The sequence below is a fragment of the Hirschia baltica ATCC 49814 genome (assembly GCF_000023785.1).
GTDB lineage: Bacteria > Pseudomonadota > Alphaproteobacteria > Caulobacterales > Hyphomonadaceae > Hirschia > Hirschia baltica.
The window spans coordinates 837,508-863,354 of record NC_012982.1 but is presented as its reverse complement, the minus strand read 5'-3'; the positions used below and the strand labels follow the sequence as shown (position 1 = coordinate 863,354).

Sequence of the window (25,847 nt, the reverse complement as noted above, 5' to 3'; positions counted from 1 at the left end):
GATCTGCCTAGTTCTCGCTAAGTAAGAAGTGCGCATCTAGGAAGCTTAGAAAGTCTGTCCAATCCTGTGCACGAATACCGTGTCGACCTTTAGATATCTGAAAGACCAGCTCACCTGAGGTGATATCTGTATCCTGCAAGCCTGTTTGCACCAGCCCGTTCTTTCCCAACAATTTATAAGCAGGGTCAGCACCTTGCGCAGCTCTGAATGCACCATTTGGATCAGACCAGACATCATTCCAACTATTGCCTAAAAACACAGGCCTTGGCGCTGCTAAAGCAATTAGAAAATGCTGATCAATAGGGCTTTCCTCTTCACGCTCGGAATATGATGCAAACCTGTCATTAAACCAATATGGATAGCTATCGGTGATTTTTTTAACAGATTCGCCATTCAAACTCTTGGTAAGCGTCGCTCCACCAGTGCCAGATTGATGCGCAATAACAGCCTCTAAACGCGCGTCATTTGCTGCTGCCCACAAAACAGCTTTGCCCTGTCTTGAGTGTCCCCAACCCACAGTTCGATTTGCATCTAGCCGTAGGTCTTGATCAAGCACATCCAGCGCCCAACCAAAACCAGCAGCCCAGACAGACAACACGCCAACAGGTGCATTTTCTGAACTTGTCTCAGCAGCAATCTTCTCTATCCCGATATATGCGCTCGTTTCACTGTCTGCCGCGATTTCAGTTGAATATATCGTTGCGTACGCATACCCACGATCGAGCACATCATTGATAGGCGGACCTTCAATATATTCGCCAAACACCCATTTAATAATGGATGCCATAATGCCCCCGCCACCGCATACGCCGCCATTTTCTGGATCGTGTAGACGTTCATCATGTAGAGCTGCAGAATTTTGGCAGAAACTTTGAGCCACAATCATAGGTGCCGGCTGCTCTTTTGATGCCGCATTAGGAATTGCCAGCCCAATCCAAAATTTAGGGCCGTTTTCACCAACTTGCACTTGATATTCTTCTAAGCGTCCACGCCCATCAGCAAATGCTTCGTCGATCACATTATGCGCAACAAGCTTGCCTTTTAGCCCATGCGGATACGGCCCATACACATTTTCTATAAGCGCCTTTTTTAACAACTCGCGACGCTGTGGCCAGTCTTGGGCATCTTCCACCGACGATTGACCAAACATAGCAGACAAGATAGGTGGCTCGGCAATTGGAGGACCGCTCAAATCAGTATCAGCTTTTTTAAGGCCCAGCTGAACAGCACATGATGATGTGACCAACATCATGCCGACACCCATTGCACCTATAAACCCCAAGCCTAAGCGCTTTTTCCAACTCATTTGCTTTGCCATGGGAATTTCCTCGTATTTAGAATCTATTCTCTATACTCATCCGTTTTATTGGTAAAATTGCGAGCAAATAATAGTCAACTCATTGTGAAGCGATTGGAAACTTCAAATCAGGTGCGAGGCCACAAAACCATTTGAGTGCAGGAAAAATGAGCGATTACTTTATCTGTCTCTATATGAATAACTTTCGCTTCCCACAATTGCGTTGTTTTTCCGCTATGTAACACTTTCGCTATAGCTCGAATTCTTCCGTCTCGCGCCGTACCTGTAAAATTTGATTTCAACTCAATAGTCGTAAACCCTGTCGCGCCTTCAGGAAGATTTCGTACGCACGCATATCCGCATGCCGTATCTGCCAAGGATACAACTGTTCCGGCGTGTAAAAAACCATTGGGAGCCATCAGTTTCTCACAGACATCAGCTTCAGCTTCCATCCAGCCATCTCCGGCCTTGGTAACTTTAACCCCAATTAGCCCGGGCAGGTTTTTGCTACCAAATGCATTTAAACTATCGACATCAATTTCCATGATTTATCCATCTCAAAAGCAAAGCTTAAAAGTGTGTTTGACATTACACTAAATCAAGGTGCCTCTAGGGAACGCAAATATTCAGCACGTTTTTCAACTTGTTCCACAATATGCTCAACCATATCCGCGTTTGAAAGTTTGTGATCTGGCCTGCCGCCAACATACATCATGCCAGCATCCTTACCGCCACCAGTGAACCCCAAATCAGTTCCTGCCGCTTCACCCGGACCATTCACAACGCACCCAATAATGGACAAGGTAATAGATTCGCGAATGTGCTCTAAACGCTGTTCCAGTTTCTCAACTGTGGCGATCACATCAAACCCCTGACGCGCGCACGATGGACACGCGATGATATTCACACCGCGCGTTCTTAAGTTTAGGGATTTAAGCATATCAAAGCCGACTTTGATTTCTTCAACTGGGTCAGCAGACAAAGAGACACGGATTGTGTCACCTATGCCTGCCCATAATAAATTACCCATGCCTATCGCAGATTTAATACCACCTGTTCTTAGTGGACCAGCTTCGGTCACTCCCAAATGCAGGGGCGCATCCGTGGCTTCTGCGAGGCCTTGATAGGCTGCGACAGTGAGGAAGACGTCGGAAGCTTTGACGGAAATCTTATATTCATGAAAATCATGATCGTCGAGAATACGGGCATGATCGAGTGCACTTTCAACCATGGCTTCAGGACAAGGCTCACCGTATTTTTCTAAGAGATGTTTTTCTAACGACCCGCCATTCACCCCGATACGAATGCAAGCGCCATTATTTTTAGCGGCATTCACAACTTCACGCACACGGTCTGGAGAACCAATATTACCCGGATTAATCCGCAAACATGCGGCCCCAGCTTCGGCCGCTTCAATTCCACGCTTATAATGGAAATGAATGTCCGCCACGATTGGTACTTTTGCAGCTTTGACAATTTCTTTGAGTGCAGCAGTGGATTCTTCATCCGGGCAAGACACGCGCACAATATCTGCACCCGCATCTTCCAAACGCCGTATTTGGTCGATCGTTGCGCGCGCATTGGATGTTGGGGTATTGGTCATGGACTGAACACTGATTGGTGCATCACCACCAATTTCTAGATCACCCATTTTGATTTTGCGGGATTTGCGGCGCTCAATTGTACGCCACGGTCTGATTTGATCAATATTCATGAACCACTCTCCGCTCTTAAATATTTGCCACTGGTATAAAGTCTAACTGGCAAATTTTCATACCATCTGGCGCGAAGAGTGCCAGTGGTAAAGAGCAAAAGAAAAATAACACTTATTTTTAAATGGAACGCATCGTCTCAACGACGCAGATCAATCCGTCAACTCATTCCCAATTATAGGCTGGCGGTCCATTGCCTCATCAACTGCTGCTGAATAAACAGGCAAGCCAGTTTCAGCCAATGTTCCAAGAGATTGACCTGACAAATACCATTCAAATGCACCGCCATCTCTGGCAGTAATTGTCCAACCTGCACCAACACGAGGCACGTAAACGTCTCCAGGAGCTAATTCTCTGGAAAGGTAAACTGTACCATCTGATCCGCGAACTTCTATCCATGCACGCGATACGGCACGTAAAGTCAAATCTGAAGCAGATGCAGGCGCGAGAATTTCTGAATTTGAATAAACAGTGTTGTCTTGAGCGGCAGGACTTGCAGCTGCTGTCCGAACATCTTCATCGGCTTGCCAAGGCTTAAGCACATATGCCCCACCTGCGGCACAAGCTATCAGCGTGGCCACAACAGACATGACGACAGGAGCGACCCAACCACGTTTTTTGCGATCTTCCGTTTTTTTAGCTTTTTGTGCTAGCTCTTCTTTTGTCGGCTCCATCGCCAACAAACCACATTCATTGAGATAGCGTTGAACGACATCTTGCGGGTCTGGCAAGCCAAGTGAGCGTGCATAATTGTTCAAATAGCCACGTAAGTAAGATTGTGATTTTGGCATGCCCGGCAAAAGGTTTGGCATCATATCTTCGATAGCACCGAGATAATCTTTATGAATACGCGTTTCTTTTGCGGCGGCTTCCAATGTCCAGCCTCTAGCTTCGCGCGCGGCACGCAAACGCGGCCCCATACGTTCTGCATTTAAAGCATCAGGTGAAACGACGACAAGATGAGGCGCTTTGGTCGGCTGAGTATCCGGTTTGCTGGCAGGCGTTTCTGACACAGCATCTTTGGTTCCTTTAGCAGCATCTGCTAAAGTTTTCTTTGTTTCATCCGAGATCGAATTCAAAACAGCTAGTGACTCCGACTTTTCTCCGTTTTTATTCGCAGCATTACTCATAAAACGTTCCGTTCCGGGAAATGACCCATTATTCGTGGCTCACCCTCAACCCACAATACTAGTTAACAATTCAAAGCGTCTAAAGCAACGCTTTAAGCTTGTATGTCAGATTGCTGAATGATCTTTAATAATTCTTTACGAAGATCGACACTTCCCGAATCAATCAACAAATTGACCTTTTGACTGACTTTCGCAAAATCCATGCCGCGCAAAAGTCGCTTCATCGGGCCGATTCTGGCACCTTGCATAGATAAGCGTCGATATCCAAGACAGGCCAATGCCAAAGCCTCCACAGGTCTCCCTGCAGCTTCCCCACAAATAGAGATCGGAATTTCTGCCCGATTTGCACTGTCGACAATGCTCTTCATTAACCTTAACGCAGGCGGGCTAAGAAGATCGTAACGTTCTGAGACAAGCTTGTTTTCACGATCCGCCGCAAAGAAAAATTGCATGAGATCATTTGTTCCCACAGACAGAAAATCTACTTTGCCTTTCAATGCCTCGATAGAAAAAGCAAATGACGGTGTTTCAACCATCGCACCAACGCGCAATTGGGATGGAGTTTCACGATTAAACTTCTTAGCCCAAGCAATTTCAGCATCAACAAGCTCGCGTGCTTGCACAAACTCTTCAACGGAACACACCATAGGGAACATTAAACGCAATGGATTGCTCTTTGATGCCCTTATCAACGCACGCAATTGGCGACGGAAGAAATAAGGACGATCCAAAGCTAAACGCAAAGCACGCCATCCAAGGGCCGGATTTTCTTCGCGATCCCCGCCCATAAACGGAGCAACTTTATCGCCACCAAGATCTAAAGTGCGAAATACCATCGGCTTTGTACCAGCACGACGCATTGCATCTTCATAAAATGCAGCCTGCTCATCAAGTGTGGGAACAGTTTGCGAAGACATAAACTGAAACTCAGTACGGAAAAGCCCGACACCTTCGGCGCCAGTTGCGTCTAAATGGTCCAAATCGAAAGACAGACCTGCATTCAAGAATAAATTGAATTTCACACCATCTTTTGTCGTTGCAGGCAGATCTGTTAGCTTGGCGTATTCAGCGCGCTCATCGCTGGAAATCAAAATACGTTGACGATATGTCTCGACAACATCATTCGTCGGACGAATGAGAATAAGCCCCCAATCAGCGTCGACAATGACTTGATCGCCTTGCTCGATGCGGCTGACAATACCTTCAGCATCCCCGATGGCCGGAATACCTATTGCCCTTGCAACAATAGCTGCGTGAGATCCTGCACCACCTTCTTCAAGGATAACACCAGCAAGCTCACAATCGCGATATTCTAATAATTCAGCTGGCCCCAACCGACTTGCGACAAGAATAGACCCAGGAACAGGCTTGTGGTCGGATGCAACTTCTCCCGATAAGTGGCGCAATAGCCGGTTTTCCAAATCTTCAAAATCGTGCAGGCGTTCCCGCAAATAGGCATCACGCGCATTTTGCAGTCTCGCACGATGCTCGCGCCGTGTGCGATCAACCGCCGCTTCTGCGGATAACCCAGATTGTATCGCATCATGCAGACGCGTCTCCCAAGAAGGATCATGCGCGAATAAGCGGTATGTTTCCAAAACATCCCGGCTTTCACCAAATAAGACAGGTGTCGCCCGGTTGAGCATTGTGTCGATAGATTTGCGTAAATCAGCCAAAGCGGCGTCCAAACGCTCGCCTTCAGCCTCAGGATCTTGAGAGAAAAACCGCGCTGCTGAAACGATTGGGTCATGGAGATGGACTGTCCCCAAACCAACACCTTCATTTAGCGTGCGTCCTTTGAGTTCTCCGGGAGGAAGCTCCCGAATGTCTAAATCATTGCCTTCATCCAAAGCCGATGCGACGATTTCAGCCAGAACCATCGCAATTGTCTGCAATGACTCCATCTCTTCATCATCATAATTTCGTTCGGTTCTGTTTTGAACGACCAACACGCCAAGGACGCGGCCACCCCTTAATATCGGGACACCAAGAAAACCGTGATAAGGGTCTTCACCTGTTTCTGGCCGATATGAGAAACGTGGGTGTTTGGGGGCATTACTAAGACGTTTTGCTCGCGCAGAGGATGCGATAAGCCCCACAAGACCTTCATTTTCAGCAAGACGGGTGCGTCCAATTGCTTCAGGCAATAAGCCTTCAGTTGCCATCAATACAAGGCTATTGTCACCAGAACGAACATAAATAGAGCACACATCAGCAACCATCGTTGTCGCAATCAACTGAACGACGCGCTCAAGTCTTTCTTGTTGCTGTGCTTCGCTGGCCATAAGCTCACGAAGACGGCTCATCAAAAGGCGTGCAGTTCCTGCGGCAACAAATGTCCTGTTGTGGCTCATATAGTGCGCTTCCCTAAATAACCGATCACAACAGCCTACACCAAAAAAGTGCGTGCTGGTTGTATATAGTAGATGATATCACGCAAACCACGTTAAACGGGTCTGCGTGACACGGGACCCAGTATTATTCTGTATCTAAACCATATGCAGTGTGCAAAGTACGCACAGCAAGTTCAGTATATGCATCATCAATAAGCACTGAAATCTTGATTTCAGATGTCGAGATTACCTCGATATTGATAGATTTTTCAGACAACGCCTTAAACATAAGTGTTGCGACACCAGTGTGACTACGCATACCGACACCCACAACTGAGACTTTCGCCACATTGCGGTTTACTTCCAATTTATCAAAACCAAGACGCTCTTGTTCATTTTCCAATGTCTGGCGCGCGAGTTCTGCATCACGATCAGCTGTGGTAAAAACCATGTTCTGCTCGCCGTGCGTTCTTGAATTTGCCTGAACGATCATGTCAACATTCACGCCTGCATCTGAAAGTTTTTGAAACAATTCAGCCGCGACACCCGGATTGTCGGGTAGACCTAAAAGCGTAAATTTTGCTTCATCACGAGAATACGCAATTCCGCTAACAACTTGTTTTTCCACGATCTCTTCCTCATTACAGACCAATGTACCCGGGAATTCATCACCATCTTTAGTGAAACTTGTGCGGACACGGATTGGAACATTGTGATTCATACCAAGTTCTACACAGCGCGTCTGTAGAACTTTGGCACCAAGAGAGGCCAATTCGAGCATCTCTTCATAAGATATTTTTTCCATACGGCGAGCTTTGGGCACAATGCGAGGATCAGTTGTGTAAACACCGTCTACATCCGTGTAGATATCACAAACCTCAGCATTCAAAGCCGCAGCTGCTGCAACAGCGCTTGTGTCTGAGCCACCACGCCCAAGTGTTGCAATCCGGCCTTCACCGCTCACACCTTGGAAACCAGCGATCACAGCGATTTCACCGCTGTCGACGCTGTCGCAAAATTCATCACCTTCAAAGCCCAAAATGCGAGCTTTTCCGTGTGCTTCATCTGTGCGCATTGCCAATTGCCATCCAAGCCACGAACGCGCCTTGAAGCCGCGTTTGCGTAGGGCCAATGCAAGCAAGCCTGATGTGACTTGTTCTCCTGATGCAACAACAACATCATATTCATCATCAAACTGATCACCAACTAGCTTACCGCCAGCGGCTTCATCAGCATATCCAACGAGCTTGTTTGTCTCGCCGGACATTGCGGATACAACAACAGCGAAACCGCCGCCATCATCTTTCACACGTTGCGATACAATATCTGCAACATGCTCAATCCGCTCCATATTGGCGACAGAAGTGCCGCCGAATTTTAAAACTGTACGTTTCATGGGGTCGGGTTATTCCAAAGTAGTATTGATTGCCAAAGCAATTTTATTCTTATCTAATGATCCACTCATCAAAGCCAAAACAATCGGCTTTTCAAAGTTAGCTTGCTGGTCTTTTATGCCGCAGATCGCAAACACGCAAATGTTGATATTTCTGGAACACGAAAATGAAAGTGGATTTTATAAAGGCTAAGGCAGAAACGTACAGCTTTTGTACAAAATTTTCTTATTTTGTTTCAATATATTCTCCGATAAGAGGCAAAAAATGACCTTGAAAAGCCCTAGTATTGACGAAAATGAAATTGAAAAATTTCGTGCCATGGCCTCAGAATGGTGGGACCCTAAAGGGAAATTCAAGCCACTTCACAAATTCAACCCTGTTCGGCTAGCATTTCTTAGAGATAAAATTGTTTCTCATTTCAATCTAAACAACACCTCACATACGCCTCTTGAAGGCCTTAGAATTCTCGACATTGGATGCGGTGGCGGATTGGTGTCCGAACCTATTGCACGGCTGGGCGCAAAGATGACGTCTGTTGATGCTGGTGAAGCCAACATAAAAACGGCAATGACGCATGCGCAAGAAACGGGCGTTAAAATAGATTATCGCGTTGGCACTGTTGAAGAACTTATTGAAAATGGCGAACCACCATTTGATGTCGTGTTAAATCTTGAAGTGATCGAACATGTTGCCGATCCTCATCAATTTATCAAAGATACTGCCAGCTTGGTAAAACCCGGCGGAATGATATTTGTGGCGAGTATAAACCGGACTTCCAAAGCATTCGCACTGGCTATTGTGGGAGCGGAATACATTATGGGATGGCTACCCAAAGGCACACATGAATTTCACAAGCTTGTTAAACCAACCGAAGCCAAACAAGCATTAAAAGCGGGCGGTATCAGCATTCAAGAAACCACTGGGGTGAGCTACAATCCCCTATCAGGAGAATGGTCCTTGTCTTCTGATACAATGGTCAATTACATGTGTGTCGGAACGCGATCAGAATAACACATATCATGTGTTTTATTTTAGCGCATTCGATCCTATATGCTATGAAGCTGAACAGCCGATTTGAGCGCTAATATACGATACATAACCGGAAGAAAAAGGACTGAACGACCATGTACACAGATAACGCAGCTATTGGTCGCGACTTGATCGAGAAAAAACGTTCAACTCGTCCGCTTCAAACACCCGGTGATGTATTGAATTTCTGGTTTGATGATGCTGCAAGTGATCCAGAAAAACTTGAAGGACGCAATCAACTTTGGTGGTCTGGAGACGAAGAAATTGACAGGCTGGTCGCGACACGCGGCGTCACACTTCTTGCGCGCCTTGCATCTGGGCTCGCTCAGGATTGGGCCAAGCGCGGCGCAGCTGAGAGACTTGCAGCCATTGTCGCGATTGATCAATTCACTCGCAATATTTTCCGTGACACAGAATTCGCATTTGAAAATGATGCGCTAGCTTTAAAACTTTGCAAGGATGGATTGCTCAAAGAAGAAGACAAAGTTCTTGCTCCGGTGAAGCGCTGGTTTTTCTATCTTCCGCTGATGCATTCAGAAAACCTTGCTGATCAAGATCGCTGTGTTGAGTTGTTCGAAAACCTACTCGAAGACACAGACGACGCTTATTATAGCACCATCAAAAATGCGCTTGAATTTGCGATCAAACACCGTGACGTCATTCAAAAATATGGTCGTTTCCCGCACAGGAATGCAGTGTTGGAACGTAAATCAACACCTGCTGAACTCGATTATCTTGCACAGCCGGGTGCTGGTTTTTAATGCAGCCTGATCTGACAATTTATATCGACGCGGATGCATGTCCCGTCAAAAACGAAATTTTCAAAGTCGGTGAACGCCACAACGCTCTAATTTGGGTTGTCTCCAACTCATTTTTGCAAGTACCTCGCATGCCTTTTATCAAACAAATGGTTGTGGATGCAGGGCCAGACGAAGCTGACAACTGGATCGCTGATAATTGTGATGAAAAATCAATAGCGATCACAGCAGACATTTTGTTGGCTGAACGCGCATTGGAAAATAACGCTGTCGTTCTCAAGCCTGATGGCAAAGCTTTCACCAAAGAAATGATAGGTGCAGCCGTGGCAACACGCGCCCTGATGGAGCAATTGCGGTCCACTGGCGAGCAAATGGGCGGAGCAGCTCCATTTTCTCAAGCAGACCGGTCACGATTCCTTCAAGCCCTACATGAAGCCTGCGTCAAAATGAAAGCCAGCTAGTTTAGTTTTTTCACATCTTTAGGTGCCGGCTCTGGCGGCGCGAATGTATCTGGAATAGGCACAGCAGATACACCTTCTTCAATCAGCGCTTTTGCTTCTTCTGGTGTTGCTCGTCCCCACACAGATCGCATTTCTTGATCACCATAATGCATGGCGCGCGCTTCATTGGCGAATTTATCACCGACATATTCATGCGTTTTTCCAATATGCTCTCGCACTTTGGAAGCAACCCGCTCAATTTCATCTGGTGTCGGCATGGAATCAGATTTCGGCATTTTCAATTTACCCGATTTGCTGCCCGAATCCCGAATCATAGGAGCCATAATCTGTTTATTGATTTTCGTAGATCCACAGACTGGACACTCTACCAAGCCACGCTCTGACTGCTCATCATAAGCAGTAGAGGACGCAAACCATGCTTCAAACTCATGATCTCCCGGACAGCAAAGCGCATACTTTATCATTTATTGGCCTATGTATATTCCATTCAACGAATTGCTTTGTCTCCCCTCCTGAACAAAGCCGTCCCATTCATATTACCCTAGCATAACATCCAGAGCACCTTTGCTCTCTAAAGCCATCATATCATCACAACCGCCAATGTGTTCATTACCTATGAAAATCTGAGGAAATGTCGCACCGCCATTTGAGCGTTTTATCATTTCCTGCTTTTTTGCGGCATCCATACCAGCATCAATTTCTTCGAAGTCTACACCTTTTTTCTTAAGTAGCGAAACTGCTCGCGTACAATAGGGACACATCATGCGGGTATAGATAGTAACTTTGGCCATATAACTCTCCTTGGAGTTTTAATTGAACAGCAATTTCATATAGTAGGATCTGTAGGACTTACAACGCGAGAAAGTGTAATGACATCTACACTTGTCGCACCAGAACGCTTCAAAGCACGGCAACATGCCTCCACTGTTGCTCCTGTTGTATAAACATCATCAACTAATAGCACACGTTTGCCAGCTAATTTTTTGCGATGCCTTTCAGCGATATGAAAAGCACCTTCTACATTCTTTTGTCGCCCGACTGCACTACGCCCCGCTTGAGATGGTGTATTTCTCCGGCGTTTCAAAATATGATGCGCGAGTTTCAAATCACGCCTTCGGGCAATAGCAGCTGCCAACCACAAAGATTGATTATACCCGCGAGACCTCAATCGACTCGCATGCAATGGCACCGCCATCACAAAGTCGGCATCACGCACTAAATCCCCAGCAACGTCCACACACCATTGCGACATCAACTTTAGTCCATTGCGATCTGCACCATTTTTGAACCGCAAAATAATGCGACTGGTCAAATCATCGTAAATAAAGACGGCTCGCGCGCGATCAAAAGCTGGTTTGCGAGCGATACAGGCTGCGCATTCCACCAATTCATAGGCGTCGCCAACATCATGCATAGCCTCAAACGGTGCACCGCACCGACAACAAACGGGCATATTCAGAAATTTAATATCGAGCCAATATTCCACTTCGATCAAACCGGGGCCTGCTATCTGATCTCCCGTCACAAGAGAGCGCGGCGGCCAGATAAGTTGATCAATATTGCGTAATACTCTCCGAGAGTGATTGCCTAGTGCTCGGAAAAAAGCATATTGGCCCAATGACGCTTTCATCTGATAAACACTCTTCCCCAGCAAACCAGCAAATTGGCTCTTCAAACAATTCGGGTGCCCCAATTGTTTTTGACCGCCTCTCTGTCAAAAAGCACAGAAATCGCGCTGCGCAAAATTTTGGTGACCATTCTTTTCTAAAGACCAGAGCTGCTGAAGATATCGCCGACCGAATCGAAGTCATTCCACGTCCATTTAAGAAAATTCTCGATATAGGCAGCCATACAGGTGAAGTAGAGGCAGAATTGCGATCGCGTCCATCCATCGCAGAGCGCCTTGGTGTCGTCATCAAGAGTGACCTTTCTCCAAAATTCGCAACACAATCGGGAGAGCTGTCTGTCGCTGCTGATGAAGAGTTTCTACCATTTAAACCAGCCAGCTTTGATGCCGCCCTATCTAGCTTGGCATTGCATTGGGTCAATGATCTGCCTGGCGCACTTGTTCAGATAAGAAACGCGCTCATTCCAGATGGGCTGTTTATCGCACAACTACTGGGCGGTAGAACTCTCCATGAATTACGAACGAGCCTGATCGAAGCTGAAACGGAGATTCGCGGCGGTGCGGCAATGCGCATATCTCCATTTGCAGACGTGCAAGATATGTCAACGCTGTTGCAACGCGCAGGTTTTGTGATGCCAGTCGCCGACACAGAAACAATTACTGTGCGTTATTCAAACCCGATAAAGCTATTTCAAGATTTGCGCGGAATGGGTGAAACAGCAGCTTCAGCTCGCAGACCAAACGAAACAAGACAACCCAATCTAACGCGCTCAATCCTTTTTAAAGCGCTAGAAATATATGCGAATAAATTTTCAGATAAGGATGGGAAATTTATAGCAACTTTTGAAATCGTCACAGCATCAGGCTGGTCACCCGGACCAGATCAACCCAAACCGCTTGCACGAGGTTCCGCCAAGGTTAGCTTAAAGGACGCATTGAATAACGTAAAAAACGACGACAAATAGAAAAATAACGCAGTGAAGTAACTAGTTTGCTTGAGAGGCAACAGCCTCGTCCCATTTGGTGGAGACATTATCAAAGTTTTTGCTGTTTTCAGTTCCAACAACTTCAACACTCGTGATTATAGCAACCGCTATCAAAGAGGCGATCAAACCATACTCTATCGCAGTCGCACCGGATTTATCCGCGCAAAATTTTTGCAGAAGAGTTTTGATTTTTATTCCCCACATTTGCGGCTTCCTATCCATCTTCTATAATCATCCATAAGCCTCACATCAGCCGGAGGTGTTGGATATTTCGCTAATTCGTCTACGGATACCCAAGCCAAATCTTGGCCTTCGCACCCTTCCGGTTCACCTTCCCAAGTTTGGCAAAGATAAACTGGCATTAGAAGATGAAAATCTTTGTAGGCATGGGATGCAAACGTGAATGGCAAGAAATCTCGCTCATCAACCTTTATTCCCAATTCCTCTTTTAATTCCCGGACCAAAGCAGCTTCAGGATTTTCGCCTTCTTCTACCTTGCCACCTGGAAATTCCCAGAGACCTGCTAAACTCTTCCCTTCTGGACGCTGTGCCAATAACAATCTGTCTTCTTGATCTACAAGTGCGACAGCTGAAACCAACACCAACTTTTTGTCTGTCATATGCTTAGAACACTTTTTTCAAGATCAAATTAGGATAACCGGTTAAGTTCGATATGCGCCGTTAATATCCACGTAACCATGAGTGAGATCACACGTCCAAACTTGAGCCTGCGCATCGCCAACACCAACATCCACACGAATGCTTATTTCCTGAGCCTGACACGCTTTGCTTGCAGCGTCTTCGGAATAATCAGGCACACGCATACCATTGCGCGCAACTTCAACATCTCCAAAAGAAATACTCAACGCATCGCGATTAACTGGCTGATCTGTTTTTCCAACAGCCATTACGATACGCCCCCAATTCGCATCCGACGCAGCTAAAGCTGTTTTTACCAATGGTGAATTGGCAATACTCGTTGCAATGATTTTAGCAGAAGAAACCGAGGCAGCACCCGTTACAGTGATGTCGACAAGCTTAGTCGCCCCCTCACCATCTCGGACAATCTGGATCGCCAAATCATGCATAACTTTATGAAAAGCAACTGAAAAATCTGCGATCCGTTCGTCATTTACATCTTCTATGAGCGGGCCAACTTTTCTGGTCGCAAATAACATGAATGTATCTGATGTGGATGTGTCACCATCCACTGTGATGCAATTAAACGTGCTATCAGTATAGCGCGCCAAAAGTGCCTGACATACAGACGGGGATAAATTAGCATCTGTAAAAACATATCCAAGCATGGTTGCCATATTAGGCATGATCATACCAGAGCCTTTGGCAATACCGCCGATCTGAACTTCCACCCCATCAATGCTGGCACTTGCCGTACTAGCCTTTGGAAAAGTGTCAGTCGTCATGAATGCTTCACCAGCATCATTCAAACTAGCCGTTCCCAGCTTTGGCCAGATTTCTCGCACTTTATCAGCAATAAATTCTGGCTCTAACGGTTCACCGATAACACCAGTGGCCGCCAGAAAAACACTGCTAGATTTACTATTATTCAATTGGGTAACTGCCGCGATCGTCGCATTATTTTTTGCAACACCAGCCGCACCAGTAAACGCATTGGAATTTCCAGCATTTACAACGAGCGCACTCGCCTCACCTTGGCCTGCACTTAATGCTTCACGGCACCAATCCACATCAGCAGAACAAGTTGATGAACGCGTAAAAACACCAGCTGCTGATGCTGGTTGTTCAAACCGCGCAATAAACACATCATTTCGGTTTCCATAGAAACCATTGCTGCCAACCGCAAATTCTACACCTGCTATTTGGGGTAAAATCGGCGTCGTTTCTGGAGCCAATGGCGATTTCGTCAGTTTCATACCGGCCATGCAACTATTCTTTCAAAGGTAAACTAGTCTGTAATTTCTTCATCTGGCAGAATAGGGCTGTTCTGCTCATCTATTTCCAACGCATTTGAAAAGGCATCATTAATTGGGCCTTCCACCTCTTCAAAAGAACGAATAATAGCCGAATCTTTATGAAGTTTCTTCAATAATCGTTCTAATTCGCTCGCAATTAAGAAATCCCATATTTGAGGTCTCAAATCCTGTAATGTCGGCAAGGGTTCGGGGCGCTTTTCTACGACCTTGATGACAACCCAACCTTTGCGCGTTTCAAATGGTTTGGATACGCCGCCCATCGCTGTATTCTGGATAGCATTGGCCAGCGGCAAAGGTGCTGTTTCTGGGTTTATAAATCCTAGATCACCACCTTCTAAGCGTGTTTCTTCATCAATAGAGCGATTTGACGCTAGCACTGAAAAATCAGTTTCCGCTGTCATTTGTTTTATCATCGCGTTTGCAGCTTCAAGTGTGGGCAATACAATTTGGCGAACGCGATATTCCTCACCAAGCTGAAGCTGTTTTAAGTTGATAGATGTCTCATAATATTTCTGAATTGATGCTTCATCGACACCTTGAGAAAGTAACATATTTCCCAGCAATCTTTCTCGAATCACTTTCAAGCGATGCTGCACATAAGGATCAGTGTGCAAATTCTGTTTTTCAGCTTCTTTCGCCAACAAATGATCGTCGATGAGCGAATTGAGTATACGGGTAAATTCTGGCGTACTGGGATCAAGCGTACGCCCAGCTAAGAGGATACCTTGTGACTCCGCTTCCATTTCAATATCAGCGACATAAATAGGATATCCATCCACCGTTGCAGCAATTACCGCATCATCGGCTGCGGTCGGTGTGGGTTGAATCAATATGGCCTGCTCATCTTCACACGCTGAAAGAACAATCAACGCCCCTAATAAACCAAGCATTCCCCGCACAGTTTTTAACACTGGAGACGGCTTCATTTCTTTGACTTGCATGATTCTGTTTCCCTGTATGGCACCCGAAAAATAAGGTTATTTGTAATATCGCATAGTCATCACGAACACCATTTGAACGCACTCAATACGAAGAGCTGTCGCTTTAGTCGAGATAAATTCGTCTAAAACACCCTTCAAGTGGGATAAAAAAGTCATAAAGCAGTGCAATGCTGTACCTAAGCGCCTTCGCCGCATTGACACACTAAGGGGGGCTGCTTACCTCTGCCTAACTGGTTTGACATATATCAACCTTTTTCAGGTAGTCATAACCGCGTCTTTACACGGTTTTGCAGTCGATTATTTTGTAGAACCATCTTTATTAGTTATCTATGCCCTTTGTGGCAGTCGAACGGTAGTATATTTATGTTTGGGATCGCCCAGAAACTTTTTGGTTCCGTCAACGACCGCAAATTAAAGCCTTTTCGTGCGCGTGTGCAGCAGATCAACGCACTAGAGCCCGTAACGGAAGCTTTATCCGACGATGCTTTGCGGGCCCGTACTGGTGAGTTTCGCCAGAAAATCGCCAACGGCGCACCACTGGATGATATTCTTCCAGAAGCTTTTGCAACCGTTCGGGAAGCAGCTAAACGCTCAATAGGCCTCCGTCATTTCGATACGCAGCTTATTGGAGGCATGGTCATGCATGCCGGTAATATTGCTGAGATGCGCACCGGTGAAGGTAAAACTTTGGTGGCAACGGCCCCAACCTACCTGAATGCGCTTGAGGGAAAAGGCGTTCACGTTATCACAGTGAATGACTATCTTGCTGCACGTGATGCTGAATGGATGGGTCAAGTCTATAATTTCCTAGGCATGAGCTGGGGCAGCATTGTTCACGGCATGGACGACAATCAACGCCGTGAAGCATACGCATGTGACATCACATACGGAACCAATAATGAGTTTGGCTTCGACTATCTGCGCGACAATATGAAATATTCGCTCGCTGATATGGTTCAACGCGGTCACCGTTATTGTATTGTTGATGAAGTTGACTCAATCCTAATTGATGAAAGCCGCACACCGCTTATCATTTCAGGTCCAACAGACGACCGTTCTGAGCTTTATATCAAATTAGACGCCATCATTCCCAATCTTGAAGAAGCAGATTTTGAATTAGATGAAAAACAAAAATCAGTTGTCTACACAGAAGAAGGCAATGAAAAACTAGAAGAATTGCTATCTCAAGCAGAACTTCTTGATGGCTCAATGTACGAACCATCAAATGTATCTGTTGTGCACCATGCTAATCAGGCTCTACGTGCCCACAAGCTTTTCAAGCGCGACATTGATTACATTGTACAAAAAGGTGAAGTTATCCTGATTGACGAATTTACTGGACGTATGATGCCTGGTCGTCGTCTTTCTGAAGGTTTGCACCAAGCAATTGAAGCCAAAGAACGCACAAAAATTCAGCCAGAAAACCAAACACTGGCGTCTATCACCTTCCAAAACTATTTCCGACTATACGACAAACTATCTGGTATGACCGGTACAGCGTCCACTGAGGCTGATGAGTTTTCAGATATTTACAAACTTGGTGTGTTGGAAATTCCGACAAACAAACCCATCCAACGTATTGATGATGATGATGTTGTTTACCGGACTGCGAAAGAAAAATTTAACGCGATTATCGAAGATCTAGCTGATTGCTCAAAACGCGGCCAGCCTGTCTTGGTCGGAACAGTATCCATCGAAAAATCAGAACTTCTTTCAACACTCCTTGCCAATAAAGGTGTCAAACATCAGGTGCTGAACGCGCTGCATCATGAGCAAGAGGCTCAAATTGTTGCTATGGCGGGCGTACCTGGTGCCATCACTGTTGCCACTAACATGGCGGGGCGCGGAACCGACATTCAGCTTGGTGGTAATCTCGAAATGCGTATCGAGAAAGAAACTGCTGAAAAAGAAGAAAAACTTGGCCGTGAACTTACTGAAGTTGAAGCAAATGCTTTGGCCGAAGAAATTACAGCTGATGTCGCAGTCAAAAAACAACAAGCGCTCGATGCAGGTGGATTATATGTTCTGGCAACAGAACGCCATGAGAGCCGCCGTATTGATAACCAATTACGTGGTCGTACGGGCCGTCAAGGTGACCCTGGACGTTCAAAATTCTTCATCTGTCTAGAAGATGACCTTCTTCGTATTTTTGCCGCAGATAGACTAGATGCAATTATGCGTCGTCTAGGTATTGAAGAAGGTGAAGCAATTGTTCACCCATGGATGAATAAGGCACTGGAAACATCCCAGCGCCGCGTGGAACAACGCAATTTTGAAATCCGTAAAAATCTGTTGAAATATGATGATGTTATCAATGATCAGCGTAAAGCAATCTTTGAACAACGCATCGAATTTATGCACGCTAAACAAGTCACAGATGATATTCGTGAAATGCGTCATCAGACCATTGAAGCAATGGTTCACACTCACATGCCAGCCAAAGCATTCCATGAACAATGGGACATTGATGGCTTGGAAAAAACCTTACTTGAAGAATTCGCTCTTCAAGCACCTGTTCGTCAATGGGCAGATGCTGAAGGTGTCGCGACCGAAGAAGTTGTTGAGCAATTGATCGAATTTTGCGATGACGCCTACGCTAAAAAAGCAATCGGTGTCGGCGAAGAGCGCATGCGCTGGATAGAGAAACAAGTTCTGCTTCAAGAAGTTGACACCCGCTGGCGTGAGCACTTGTCAAATGTTGATCAGCTTCGTTCCGTTGTGCACCTTCGCGGTTATGCGCAACGTGACCCTCTCAATGAATTTAAGTCCGAAGCGTTTGCATTATTTGAATCTCTACTCACAGACATGAGAACAGCGGTCACAACAATGCTTATGCGTTTGCAAGTTGCATCTGAAGAAGGTGGCACGCAAGCAAGTGAAATCGCACCTGCTGAACCACCTAAAGCAGTGGTACAAACTCACATTGATCCGCAAACAGGCCAGAATGAAATGGCGCAAGCACCTCGTCAGGACCCCGCGTGGGACAGAACGCCAAGAAACTCCGCTTGTCCTTGTGGGTCTGGTAAAAAGTATAAACATTGCCATGGCGATGTAAGTGCAGCAGCCTCAACAAAGGGCGCTGTGTAGCTTCTACCGTACAATTTTCAGGAAAAACGCATATTTCTGCATTGGAATATGCGTTTTTTTGTGTTTCATGAACTTATTGTAATGTTACTTTATTAATTCGAATCCAGAACTGCACTCAGACTCTTGATCGATGCCTATAGCTATGATGGTTAATCGCAAAATGGAAAAGAGCGCCCTAGTAAGGCCAATTTTCCAATGTAGAGATCTGACTTTGATGTTTAAGAACAGTTCAATAATTTGTAGATTTAGAATACAGGGCCAATGAAATGAAGTTTTCGCCAATCCTAGCTATCAGCCTAAGTGCGATATCAACCTCTGCATATGCACAAGCCACCTACACGGGTGAAGGCTCATTTGCAGCTGGTTACACCACAGGAAACACGGAAACAACGAATGCCGGCATTGGATTAAAATTAGCGCGTGAAGCATCCACATGGCGACAATCAGGAGAGTTCAAAGCTGATTATGGTGAGAACGAAGGCTTAGAAAACCAGAACCGTATATTTGCTGCGGGCCAGTTAGACCGCAAATTTGATAGTCCACGATGGACAGCTTATGGACGAACAACCTATGAGCAGGACAAGTTTTCAGGTTTTGACAACCGTGCTTTTGTTGGGGGTGGTTTGGGTTATATTGCTCTTGATGGTGATAAAGCCACTTGGACAATTGAAGGTGGTCCAGGGTGGAGATTTGATACAATCGCGGAATCGACAAGCAATGATGTCGTCACACCTAGTTATAAAGAAGATAGTGTCGCATTACGTGCAGGTTCGACATTCAATTATCGCTTCAATGAAAACGTAACATTCTCGAACGATACCAACGCTGTTTATGCTGAAGCATCAACACAATTTGTGAATGGATTATCGCTTACTGCAAACCTGTTTAATGATATTTCGGCGCGGTTTTCCGTTGATGTGCGCTACGACACTGATCCACCGAGTAACAGAACAGAGAAAACAGATACGGCGACCAAAATCTCTTTTGTTTACGCATTTTCAAATCAATAATAAAAAAGGCTCCGCCATATGACGGAGCCTTTTTTCAATGAGTAATCTAACTTGAAAGCTTAATTCAAGCCTTCACGTCCAATCTTATAGAAGCGGTCTTTACGTTGTTTACGCAACGCTTCAGGAGATAAATCTTTCAACTCATCTAGTGAACGATCCAGCAAATCACTTACACGCGTGTAAACATCTTGAGGCGCACGGTGAGCCCCACCAATTGGCTCTTCGACAACCGCATCGACAATCTTCATTTTCTCAAGATCGGCTGCTGTAATTTTCATAGCTTCTGCTGCATCTTTCGCACGAGCAGCATCTCTAAATAAAATTGAAGCAGCACCTTCAGGAGAAATCACAGTGTAGATAGAGTGCTCAAGCATGAAAACCTTGTTGCCAGAAGCTAGTGCAACAGCTCCACCAGATCCACCTTCACCCGTGATGATAGAAATCAAGGGTGTGTTTAGCGTCAATCCTTTTTCGATTGATTTCGCAATCGCCTCAGCTTGCCCGCGTTCTTCTCCACCTCGTCCAGGGTATGCACCGGCTGTATCAATTAGGGCGATCACAGGAAGGTTAAAACGCTCAGCCAGCTCATATAAGCGGTAAGTTTTGCGGTATCCTTCAGGGCGCGCCATTCCAAAATTGTGTTTGATCCGTTCTTCAGTCGTGCGCCCTTTTACATGGCCGACAACCATCACAGGCGTGCCCTTAAAACGAGCCAAACCACCAACAAGTGCTTCGTCATTCATAAATTTACGATCGCCGGCCAGCTCCACCCAATCGGTGAATAGGTTTTCGACATAATCAAAAAAGTGCGGGCGCTCTGGGTGACGCGAAACTTGGGCCTTTTGCCAAGGGCCAAGGCTTGTATAGATGTCACGCAATTGTTTGTCAGATTTCTCGCGGAGCTTTTGTACTTCTTCTTCGATCGACGCACCACCTTCAGCCGCAGCAGCTTCAAGCTCTGCGATTTTCTTTTCCATCTCGGCAAGTGGTTTTTCAAAATCTAAAAAAGTTGATGGTGTGGACACGTTAAATCCTTACATTCTCGGCATATTCCAACAACACAAGTACGCCGTGCAAGCACGTGATGCAAGTCTATAAGGTCAATAACCCTTTGGCTCTACATTGAAAATCAAGAATAGACTTCGCTGCTTAGGAGAAAAATTATCATCCGACACAATGAATAGACGAATAATGCCGTTTTCTTCTCTTCGAACCGTGATCCCCTCGAAATTATCAGTGATTCCGGGTGGCTTCAAATATAGAAGTTCTTTTGGCTCGCCCAATTGATATTCATCATTTTCATCAAGTTGAACATGCGTTTGCAAAAGCCGAATATATGTGCCCGTTACAGGATTATAATGCCGGTGAAGCGAATAAAGATCACCTTCTGTATCGCTTTGTGCAAGAAAATCACTTCCAGTCATTTTCTTATTGCCACCCGCATTAAGACGGTGTTTGAAATCCGCCATCTTGCCTTGCGGGCTAATGGAAACTTGAGATGCCCCATCAATGAGGGTTTCAATGCCCAATATCAAACCACCATCTCCCGTCAAAGCGAGTGCTTCCATGCCGCCATTTGGGGATATTTTCTCAACACCATGCTTGTCCAAGTCCAAATCTAAAATTCGGCTTGCTCTGGCATTGCTTCCACATGTTTCAAGATCAAAAGCTTCAATGCGATGATCCTGCTCAAATGACACAAGCGCCAAACCATTGCTAACAGCAAGACCTTCAGAATCAGCAGCGCGCTTACTGTCGTATGGCGTCCCATTTGTATCGCGAATCGCACTTATCTGCGCAGATACTGGTTGAAGGTGATCATATTCATCCATTCCAATCCAAAGAAAATCACCTTGATCCGTAATTGAAAGAAGCGATCCATTATCTAGTGTTTCAATACCTGAAATGCCGCCAAAGCGCGGGTCATCGCTCGTTAGATGATATCCTGCCACATATTCCAAACCGTTGAGCTCTGCACTTTTCAGAAAATCAAAAGATGCCGCTTCACCCGCATTCACATTCCTCAGATTTATTGGCGCGGTATAAAGACTGATTTCCTCTGGGGGAATATAGAGGGTATTTGATGGGCATGATGCTTGATAATGCTGGTTTGCAACTTCACCCAACACCCATCTTTTTTGTTCAATTGTGGTCGTCTCAGCCACCACAATATCAGCACTGCTCTTTGAAACGGCTTCTTCTTTTACTTCAGCCGATTTAGGAGGAGAACTCTCGCATCCAGCAATGAGAAAAGCGGCAAGCGCCACGCAAGTAATAGATAGATTTTGACTAACTTTTAAACGCACGCTGAACATCCCCCGTGCCGCTTCGTTTCAATCCAGAAACCCCACTGGATTTTTTTAATGACTTACTTGATCCACGCTTCGGATTTACGACAGTTTCACCTTTTTGCGAGCCTTCTTCATCAAAAAGTTCGGCCAGTTTATCCGTCATTGCCCCACCAAGCTGTTCGGCATCAACAATCGTGACAGCACGGCGATAATATCGCGTCACATCATGGCCAATACCAATGGCAAGTAATTCCACTGATGAGCGTGTTTCAATATAACTAATGACTTCCCGAAGATGAGATTCTAGATAATTACCTGTATTCACAGAAAGCGTTGAATCATCAACAGGGGCACCATCAGAAATCACCATCATAATGCGTCGCTGTTCAGGCCGCGCCATCAAACGATCATGCGCCCATATCAGCGCTTCGCCATCAATATTTTCTTTGAGCAACCCTTCGCGCATCATCAAGCCAAGGTTTTTACGCACCCGCCGCCATGGCGCATCCGCACTCTTATAAACAATGTGACGTAAATCATTTAGCCGCCCGGGAGAAGCAGGCTTTCCGGCATTAATCCATTCTTCGCGCGCTAAACCGCCCTTCCACGCTTTGGTGGTAAAGCCCAAAATCTCAACCTTGACGCCACACCGCTCTAACGTACGCGCTAGAATATCAGCACATAAAGCCGCGATCATGATAGGCCGCCCGCGCATTGATCCTGAATTATCCAGAAGCAAAGTCACAACGGTGTCGCGGAAATTGGAATCATCTTCCTGCATAAATGAGAGCGGTGAAGTTGGATCAACTAGAACACGGGTCAAACGCGCAGTATCTAGGATGCCTTCTTCCAAATCAAATTGCCACGACCGGTTTTGCTGCGCCATCAATCGACGTTGCAGGCGATTTGCCAAACGTGAGACAGCCCCCTGCAAACCTTGCAATTGTGTATCAAGATAGGCTCTCAACCGACCAAGTTCTTCGGGATCACATAAAGTTTCAGCTGGTGCGATTTCATCATGCGCCGTTGAGAAAGCCTTGTAATTACCCGCTCCCCAATCATCGCCGGGGCGATAATTAGGACGAATAGGTTGTGAACCTTCATCCATTTCTGGAGCATCTTCATCAGAATCCATATCAGCTTCGGCTTCCATAGCCATTGCTGATTCACTCTCTGTGTCGCTTTCGCCTTCTTCTTCGTCGAATTCTTCGCTACCCTGACTTTCTGACTGCTCATCGCCAGAGTTTTCAGTTTGATCTTCTGCTTCGTCAGTATCCTCAGCATCTTCGACTTCTTCGCCCTGATCTTCAGATTCTTCAGCAGGTGAAATTTCGTCACTCATATCCAAATCAGTCAGCAAACGCCTCACAGCATCTGCAAATTTAGATTGGTCTGACATTGCTTTTTCTAAAGCTTCAAGCGAACCGGAAGCTCTTTTTTCAAGATCAGCTCGCCAAAAATCAGCCACATGTTCAGCTGCAGACGGCAAAGGCTTACCAGTTAGCCTTTCTCTTAAAAGAAACTCGATCGCATCTGCTTGAGATATTTTCGTTCTTTCCTGAATGCGCATAAATTCGGCGCGTTCACACCGCTCCTCAAGCACAGCATCAAGATTTGAAGCCACGCCATCCATCGCCTTTGCACCAATGGAATCAATACGTGCACGCTCAGCTGCTTCATAAATCGCTACAGCTTCTTCAGATTCCGGCATATTCGCCGAAAAAGCTTTGGCATCATGATGGCGTTTTTTTAGCGCAAGCATGTCTGCTTCACCACGCGCCAATGCAGCACTCGCAGCCGTCAATTTTCGAGGTGGACTATTGAGAACAATACGATCCCCGGATGCATGACCACCATCAGCTGAAAATCCAACTTCCACATTTTTATCGGCCACCATAGCAGCAGTCGTCACGGCTAAGGCTGAACGAAAAATTTCGTGTTGATCAGCGGGCTTACTCATTTAGGGATAGTATCTTTCCGGTCCATTACAAATTTTATGCGCTAAATCCAGCCAAAGCGCTCTCAGGAAGATCTTCACCAAATGCGCGTTGATAAAATTCAGCAACAACCGGACGTTCCAATTCGTCACATTTATTGACGAATGTCATACGGAAAGCTGTCGGCACATCACCAAAAATAGTAGCGTTCTCAGCCCAAGTTATCACAGTTCTTGGGCTCATAACGGTTGAGATGTCACCATTTATAAATGCTGCTCTGGAAAGATCTGCGACATGCACCATTTTGGATATAATTTCGGTGTCCATATCAGGCACTTTAGCCGCAACAATATCAGCTTCAACATCATGTTCTAGATAATTCAAAGTCGTCACAATTGACCAACGGTCCATCTGACCTTGGTTTAATTGTTGAGTCCCGTGATAAAGCCCCGTCGTATCACCCAAACCAATAGTATTGGTTGTTGCAAACAAACGGAAAAAATTGTGCGGACGCATAACTTTGTTCTGGTCAAGCAATGTCAATTGGCCAGAAGCCTCAAGAATACGCTGAATCACAAACATAACATCGGGACGCCCTGCATCATATTCATCAAATACAAGTGCGATCGGCCGCTGCAAAGCCCAAGGTAGAATTCCTTCACGAAACTCAGTGATCTGCTTGCCATCTTTCAGGACGATCGCGTCCTTACCGACAAGATCAATACGAGAAACGTGACTATCCAAATTGATCCGCATTAAAGGCCAATTCAAGCGCGCAGCAATCTGTTCAATATGTGTGGATTTACCTGTTCCGTGAAATCCTTGCACCATAACACGACGATTGTGCGTAAATCCTGCCAACACAGCACGCGTCGTCAACGGATCAAAACGATATGTATCATCATAATCAGGCACATAAGATGAGCGCTCAGGAAAAGCTGGCGCAGTGCCGTCCATATCAATGCCAAAAGTGTCACGAATGGACACCTCAACAGTAGGAGCTAAACCTTTTAATTCTTCGGAAGCATCAGTAACGGACATAGGACCACGCAATATCAAACAATTCAAATCTTGGGCACCATAGAGCGGCCCGCGAAATGTTTCAAACGGTTAGATCAAGTTAAATGACAACTTGATAGAAAAGTAGAGGTGACATCTTGGCTCAAATATATGAGCCAAGCGTATTTATTGAGTTAGCCCAGCCGCTTTTAGCGTCTTAAAGGCTCTCATAATTTGTCCTAGTCGATGCTCTTGTGACCGATCACCACCATTAGAGTCAGGGTGGCACTCCTTAATCAAGCGCGAGTAACTCACTTTAATATGCTTGGCATCAGCATTGTGAGGCAAACCCAACTCATCAAGCGCCTTAATCTGCAAACGTGTTCGCTCAGGTGCATCGCTCTTGGAAGATGGCCGGATCGGATTACCAGCCGCATCAAATTGGTGGCGACCATTATATATGCGCGAACGCAATCCAGCAGCAGCAGCAGAACCACTCACAGGTCCTGTTCCAAATTTCCAAGTCTTCTGATGTCCAGCATCTTCAGAATTGCGAAATGACATATATTCCGCTTCTGTCATTCCATCGAAGAAATTATATTGTTTGTTAAACTCAGAAGCATGACGCTGGCAAAACCAGTGAAAGTCTTCATCGCGCTTACGTTTGCGTTTGATTGCAGCAGCCGTTTGTTTAGGCGCTTTACAGTCTCCCGGTTTATCACACCCCTTGTGTTCACATACTTTATCTGAAACAGGCTGCTTATTGCGCACGTTCTTGCGTCCGCGATGCCCTGGGGGCTTAATACGAATATCCACGAACTTTGCGCGGAAACCATCTTTTGAGTCTTCAGAATCTGCCATAAGACTTTAAATGACCTACCTTCGCTAAAGGATCAAGAA

Annotated in this window: 24 protein-coding genes; 6 read left to right on the top strand and 18 right to left on the bottom strand. The window is 45.8% G+C overall.

All coding sequences use genetic code 11. From position 1 onward, the window contains the following. Positions 1 to 7 precede the first annotated feature (7 nt). From HBAL_RS04080 to HBAL_RS04055, 6 genes are all read right to left on the bottom strand, one after another. Positions 8 to 1,318 carry a glucuronyl esterase domain-containing protein gene (locus HBAL_RS04080; protein WP_015826654.1) on the bottom strand — a complete coding sequence of 437 codons (1,311 nt, stop codon included), beginning with the start codon at positions 1,316 to 1,318 and terminating at the stop codon, positions 8 to 10. Positions 1,319 to 1,425: 107 nt separating this feature from the next. Further along, positions 1,426 to 1,842, bottom strand: a complete 417-nt coding sequence (locus HBAL_RS04075) for a PaaI family thioesterase (protein WP_015826653.1) — start codon at positions 1,840 to 1,842, stop codon at positions 1,426 to 1,428. A 53-nt stretch (positions 1,843 to 1,895) separates the two neighbouring features. Then, the gene (gene ispG / locus HBAL_RS04070) at positions 1,896 to 3,011 is read right to left on the bottom strand and encodes a flavodoxin-dependent (E)-4-hydroxy-3-methylbut-2-enyl-diphosphate synthase (protein ID WP_015826652.1); all 1,116 of its coding nucleotides are present in this window, start codon (positions 3,009 to 3,011) and stop codon (positions 1,896 to 1,898) included. A gap of 150 nt (positions 3,012 to 3,161) precedes the next feature. Then, on the bottom strand, positions 3,162 to 4,139 hold the full coding sequence (locus HBAL_RS04065) for a helix-turn-helix domain-containing protein (protein WP_015826651.1): 978 nt from the start codon (positions 4,137 to 4,139) through the stop codon (positions 3,162 to 3,164). A 92-nt stretch (positions 4,140 to 4,231) separates the two neighbouring features. After that, the gene (ptsP, locus tag HBAL_RS04060; protein WP_015826650.1) at positions 4,232 to 6,493 is read right to left on the bottom strand and encodes a phosphoenolpyruvate--protein phosphotransferase; all 2,262 of its coding nucleotides are present in this window, start codon (positions 6,491 to 6,493) and stop codon (positions 4,232 to 4,234) included. Between the two features lie 124 nt (positions 6,494 to 6,617). Next, a complete protein-coding gene (locus tag HBAL_RS04055; RefSeq protein WP_015826649.1) occupies positions 6,618 to 7,868 on the bottom strand; it encodes an aspartate kinase in 1,251 nt (416 codons plus the stop codon). Positions 7,869 to 8,130: 262 nt separating this feature from the next. On the opposite strand from HBAL_RS04055, the gene ubiG reads away from it, so the two are divergent. The 3 genes from ubiG (at position 8,131) to HBAL_RS04035 (ending at position 10,114) form a co-directional block, all read left to right on the top strand. Then, entirely contained in the window at positions 8,131 to 8,877 is a 747-nt protein-coding gene (ubiG, locus tag HBAL_RS04045; protein ID WP_015826648.1) for a bifunctional 2-polyprenyl-6-hydroxyphenol methylase/3-demethylubiquinol 3-O-methyltransferase UbiG, read from the top strand. Between the two features lie 113 nt (positions 8,878 to 8,990). Continuing rightward, entirely contained in the window at positions 8,991 to 9,656 is a 666-nt protein-coding gene (locus HBAL_RS04040) for a DUF924 family protein (RefSeq protein WP_015826647.1), read from the top strand. Beyond that, positions 9,656 to 10,114: a YaiI/YqxD family protein gene (locus tag HBAL_RS04035; RefSeq protein WP_015826646.1), complete on the top strand. Its 459-nt coding sequence runs from the start codon at positions 9,656 to 9,658 to the stop codon at positions 10,112 to 10,114. The genes HBAL_RS04040 and HBAL_RS04035 overlap by 1 nt, the downstream gene beginning before the upstream one ends. On the opposite strand, the gene HBAL_RS04030 is transcribed toward HBAL_RS04035, so the two are convergent. From HBAL_RS04030 to HBAL_RS04020, 3 genes are all read right to left on the bottom strand, one after another. Next, complete coding sequence (locus tag HBAL_RS04030) at positions 10,111 to 10,578, bottom strand: DUF1178 family protein (RefSeq protein WP_015826645.1); 468 nt, start codon at positions 10,576 to 10,578, stop codon at positions 10,111 to 10,113. The genes HBAL_RS04035 and HBAL_RS04030 overlap by 4 nt on opposite strands. Before the next feature lie 72 nt (positions 10,579 to 10,650). Continuing rightward, entirely contained in the window at positions 10,651 to 10,905 is a 255-nt protein-coding gene (gene grxC, locus HBAL_RS04025) for a glutaredoxin 3 (protein WP_015826644.1), read from the bottom strand. A gap of 35 nt (positions 10,906 to 10,940) precedes the next feature. Then, complete coding sequence (locus HBAL_RS04020) at positions 10,941 to 11,744, bottom strand: ComF family protein (RefSeq protein WP_083773148.1); 804 nt, start codon at positions 11,742 to 11,744, stop codon at positions 10,941 to 10,943. Between HBAL_RS04020 and HBAL_RS04015 the strand changes: the two genes are divergently transcribed. Then, positions 11,732 to 12,706 (top strand): methyltransferase domain-containing protein, encoded by a 975-nt coding sequence (locus HBAL_RS04015; RefSeq protein ID WP_015826642.1) that lies wholly within the window; start codon positions 11,732 to 11,734, stop codon positions 12,704 to 12,706. The genes HBAL_RS04020 and HBAL_RS04015 overlap by 13 nt on opposite strands. Before the next feature lie 21 nt (positions 12,707 to 12,727). Here HBAL_RS04015 and HBAL_RS04010 read toward each other — a convergent pair whose 3' ends face one another. From HBAL_RS04010 to HBAL_RS03995, 4 genes are read right to left on the bottom strand one after another with little or no spacing between them, the layout of a single operon-like run. After that, positions 12,728 to 12,931: a Flp family type IVb pilin gene (locus tag HBAL_RS04010; protein ID WP_015826641.1), complete on the bottom strand. Its 204-nt coding sequence runs from the start codon at positions 12,929 to 12,931 to the stop codon at positions 12,728 to 12,730. Then, complete coding sequence (gene mutT, locus HBAL_RS04005) at positions 12,919 to 13,347, bottom strand: 8-oxo-dGTP diphosphatase MutT (protein ID WP_015826640.1); 429 nt, start codon at positions 13,345 to 13,347, stop codon at positions 12,919 to 12,921. The genes HBAL_RS04010 and mutT overlap by 13 nt, the downstream gene beginning before the upstream one ends. Positions 13,348 to 13,389: 42 nt before the next feature. Beyond that, a complete protein-coding gene (gene argJ / locus HBAL_RS04000; protein WP_015826639.1) occupies positions 13,390 to 14,631 on the bottom strand; it encodes a bifunctional glutamate N-acetyltransferase/amino-acid acetyltransferase ArgJ in 1,242 nt (413 codons plus the stop codon). 23 nt (positions 14,632 to 14,654) lie between these two features. Further along, positions 14,655 to 15,623: a peptidylprolyl isomerase gene (locus HBAL_RS03995; RefSeq protein WP_015826638.1), complete on the bottom strand. Its 969-nt coding sequence runs from the start codon at positions 15,621 to 15,623 to the stop codon at positions 14,655 to 14,657. Between the two features lie 363 nt (positions 15,624 to 15,986). Here HBAL_RS03995 and secA point away from each other — a divergent pair, with 363 nt between their 5' ends. Next, the gene (secA, locus tag HBAL_RS03990) at positions 15,987 to 18,710 is read left to right on the top strand and encodes a preprotein translocase subunit SecA (protein ID WP_015826637.1); all 2,724 of its coding nucleotides are present in this window, start codon (positions 15,987 to 15,989) and stop codon (positions 18,708 to 18,710) included. A gap of 266 nt (positions 18,711 to 18,976) precedes the next feature. Beyond that, positions 18,977 to 19,720, top strand: a complete 744-nt coding sequence (locus HBAL_RS03985; RefSeq protein ID WP_015826636.1) for a DUF481 domain-containing protein — start codon at positions 18,977 to 18,979, stop codon at positions 19,718 to 19,720. Between the two features lie 59 nt (positions 19,721 to 19,779). Here HBAL_RS03985 and HBAL_RS03980 read toward each other — a convergent pair whose 3' ends face one another. The 5 genes from HBAL_RS03980 to HBAL_RS03960 form a co-directional block, all read right to left on the bottom strand. Continuing rightward, positions 19,780 to 20,745: an acetyl-CoA carboxylase carboxyltransferase subunit alpha gene (locus HBAL_RS03980; protein ID WP_015826635.1), complete on the bottom strand. Its 966-nt coding sequence runs from the start codon at positions 20,743 to 20,745 to the stop codon at positions 19,780 to 19,782. A gap of 75 nt (positions 20,746 to 20,820) precedes the next feature. Then, complete coding sequence (locus tag HBAL_RS03975) at positions 20,821 to 22,035, bottom strand: esterase-like activity of phytase family protein (protein ID WP_149037356.1); 1,215 nt, start codon at positions 22,033 to 22,035, stop codon at positions 20,821 to 20,823. Beyond that, complete coding sequence (gene cobT / locus HBAL_RS03970; RefSeq protein WP_015826633.1) at positions 22,010 to 23,971, bottom strand: cobaltochelatase subunit CobT; 1,962 nt, start codon at positions 23,969 to 23,971, stop codon at positions 22,010 to 22,012. The genes HBAL_RS03975 and cobT overlap by 26 nt, the downstream gene beginning before the upstream one ends. A 34-nt stretch (positions 23,972 to 24,005) precedes the next feature. Beyond that, on the bottom strand, positions 24,006 to 24,989 hold the full coding sequence (gene cobS, locus HBAL_RS03965) for a cobaltochelatase subunit CobS (RefSeq protein ID WP_015826632.1): 984 nt from the start codon (positions 24,987 to 24,989) through the stop codon (positions 24,006 to 24,008). Between the two features lie 144 nt (positions 24,990 to 25,133). Continuing rightward, positions 25,134 to 25,808: a DnaJ domain-containing protein gene (locus HBAL_RS03960; protein WP_015826631.1), complete on the bottom strand. Its 675-nt coding sequence runs from the start codon at positions 25,806 to 25,808 to the stop codon at positions 25,134 to 25,136. Positions 25,809 to 25,847 lie beyond the last annotated feature (39 nt).

What these genes read in the sequence shown, in the direction of transcription:
- HBAL_RS04080 (WP_015826654.1), bottom strand. Translation starts at nt 1,318, where the DNA reads ATGGCAAAGCAAATGAGTTGGAAAAAGCGCTTAGGCTTGGGGTTTATA.
- HBAL_RS04075 (WP_015826653.1), bottom strand. Translation starts at nt 1,842, where the DNA reads ATGGAAATTGATGTCGATAGTTTAAATGCATTTGGTAGCAAAAACCTG.
- ispG (WP_015826652.1), bottom strand. Translation starts at nt 3,011, where the DNA reads ATGAATATTGATCAAATCAGACCGTGGCGTACAATTGAGCGCCGCAAA.
- HBAL_RS04065 (WP_015826651.1), bottom strand. Translation starts at nt 4,139, where the DNA reads ATGAGTAATGCTGCGAATAAAAACGGAGAAAAGTCGGAGTCACTAGCT.
- ptsP (WP_015826650.1), bottom strand. Translation starts at nt 6,493, where the DNA reads ATGAGCCACAACAGGACATTTGTTGCCGCAGGAACTGCACGCCTTTTG.
- HBAL_RS04055 (WP_015826649.1), bottom strand. Translation starts at nt 7,868, where the DNA reads ATGAAACGTACAGTTTTAAAATTCGGCGGCACTTCTGTCGCCAATATG.
- ubiG (WP_015826648.1), top strand. Translation starts at nt 8,131, where the DNA reads ATGACCTTGAAAAGCCCTAGTATTGACGAAAATGAAATTGAAAAATTT.
- HBAL_RS04040 (WP_015826647.1), top strand. Translation starts at nt 8,991, where the DNA reads ATGTACACAGATAACGCAGCTATTGGTCGCGACTTGATCGAGAAAAAA.
- HBAL_RS04035 (WP_015826646.1), top strand. Translation starts at nt 9,656, where the DNA reads ATGCAGCCTGATCTGACAATTTATATCGACGCGGATGCATGTCCCGTC.
- HBAL_RS04030 (WP_015826645.1), bottom strand. Translation starts at nt 10,578, where the DNA reads ATGATAAAGTATGCGCTTTGCTGTCCGGGAGATCATGAGTTTGAAGCA.
- grxC (WP_015826644.1), bottom strand. Translation starts at nt 10,905, where the DNA reads ATGGCCAAAGTTACTATCTATACCCGCATGATGTGTCCCTATTGTACG.
- HBAL_RS04015 (WP_015826642.1), top strand. Translation starts at nt 11,732, where the DNA reads ATGACGCTTTCATCTGATAAACACTCTTCCCCAGCAAACCAGCAAATT.
- HBAL_RS04020 (WP_083773148.1), bottom strand. Translation starts at nt 11,744, where the DNA reads ATGAAAGCGTCATTGGGCCAATATGCTTTTTTCCGAGCACTAGGCAAT.
- HBAL_RS04010 (WP_015826641.1), bottom strand. Translation starts at nt 12,931, where the DNA reads ATGTGGGGAATAAAAATCAAAACTCTTCTGCAAAAATTTTGCGCGGAT.
- mutT (WP_015826640.1), bottom strand. Translation starts at nt 13,347, where the DNA reads ATGACAGACAAAAAGTTGGTGTTGGTTTCAGCTGTCGCACTTGTAGAT.
- argJ (WP_015826639.1), bottom strand. Translation starts at nt 14,631, where the DNA reads ATGGCCGGTATGAAACTGACGAAATCGCCATTGGCTCCAGAAACGACG.
- HBAL_RS03995 (WP_015826638.1), bottom strand. Translation starts at nt 15,623, where the DNA reads ATGCAAGTCAAAGAAATGAAGCCGTCTCCAGTGTTAAAAACTGTGCGG.
- secA (WP_015826637.1), top strand. Translation starts at nt 15,987, where the DNA reads ATGTTTGGGATCGCCCAGAAACTTTTTGGTTCCGTCAACGACCGCAAA.
- HBAL_RS03985 (WP_015826636.1), top strand. Translation starts at nt 18,977, where the DNA reads ATGAAGTTTTCGCCAATCCTAGCTATCAGCCTAAGTGCGATATCAACC.
- HBAL_RS03975 (WP_149037356.1), bottom strand. Translation starts at nt 22,035, where the DNA reads ATGTTCAGCGTGCGTTTAAAAGTTAGTCAAAATCTATCTATTACTTGC.
- cobT (WP_015826633.1), bottom strand. Translation starts at nt 23,971, where the DNA reads ATGAGTAAGCCCGCTGATCAACACGAAATTTTTCGTTCAGCCTTAGCC.
- cobS (WP_015826632.1), bottom strand. Translation starts at nt 24,989, where the DNA reads ATGTCCGTTACTGATGCTTCCGAAGAATTAAAAGGTTTAGCTCCTACT.
- HBAL_RS03960 (WP_015826631.1), bottom strand. Translation starts at nt 25,808, where the DNA reads ATGGCAGATTCTGAAGACTCAAAAGATGGTTTCCGCGCAAAGTTCGTG.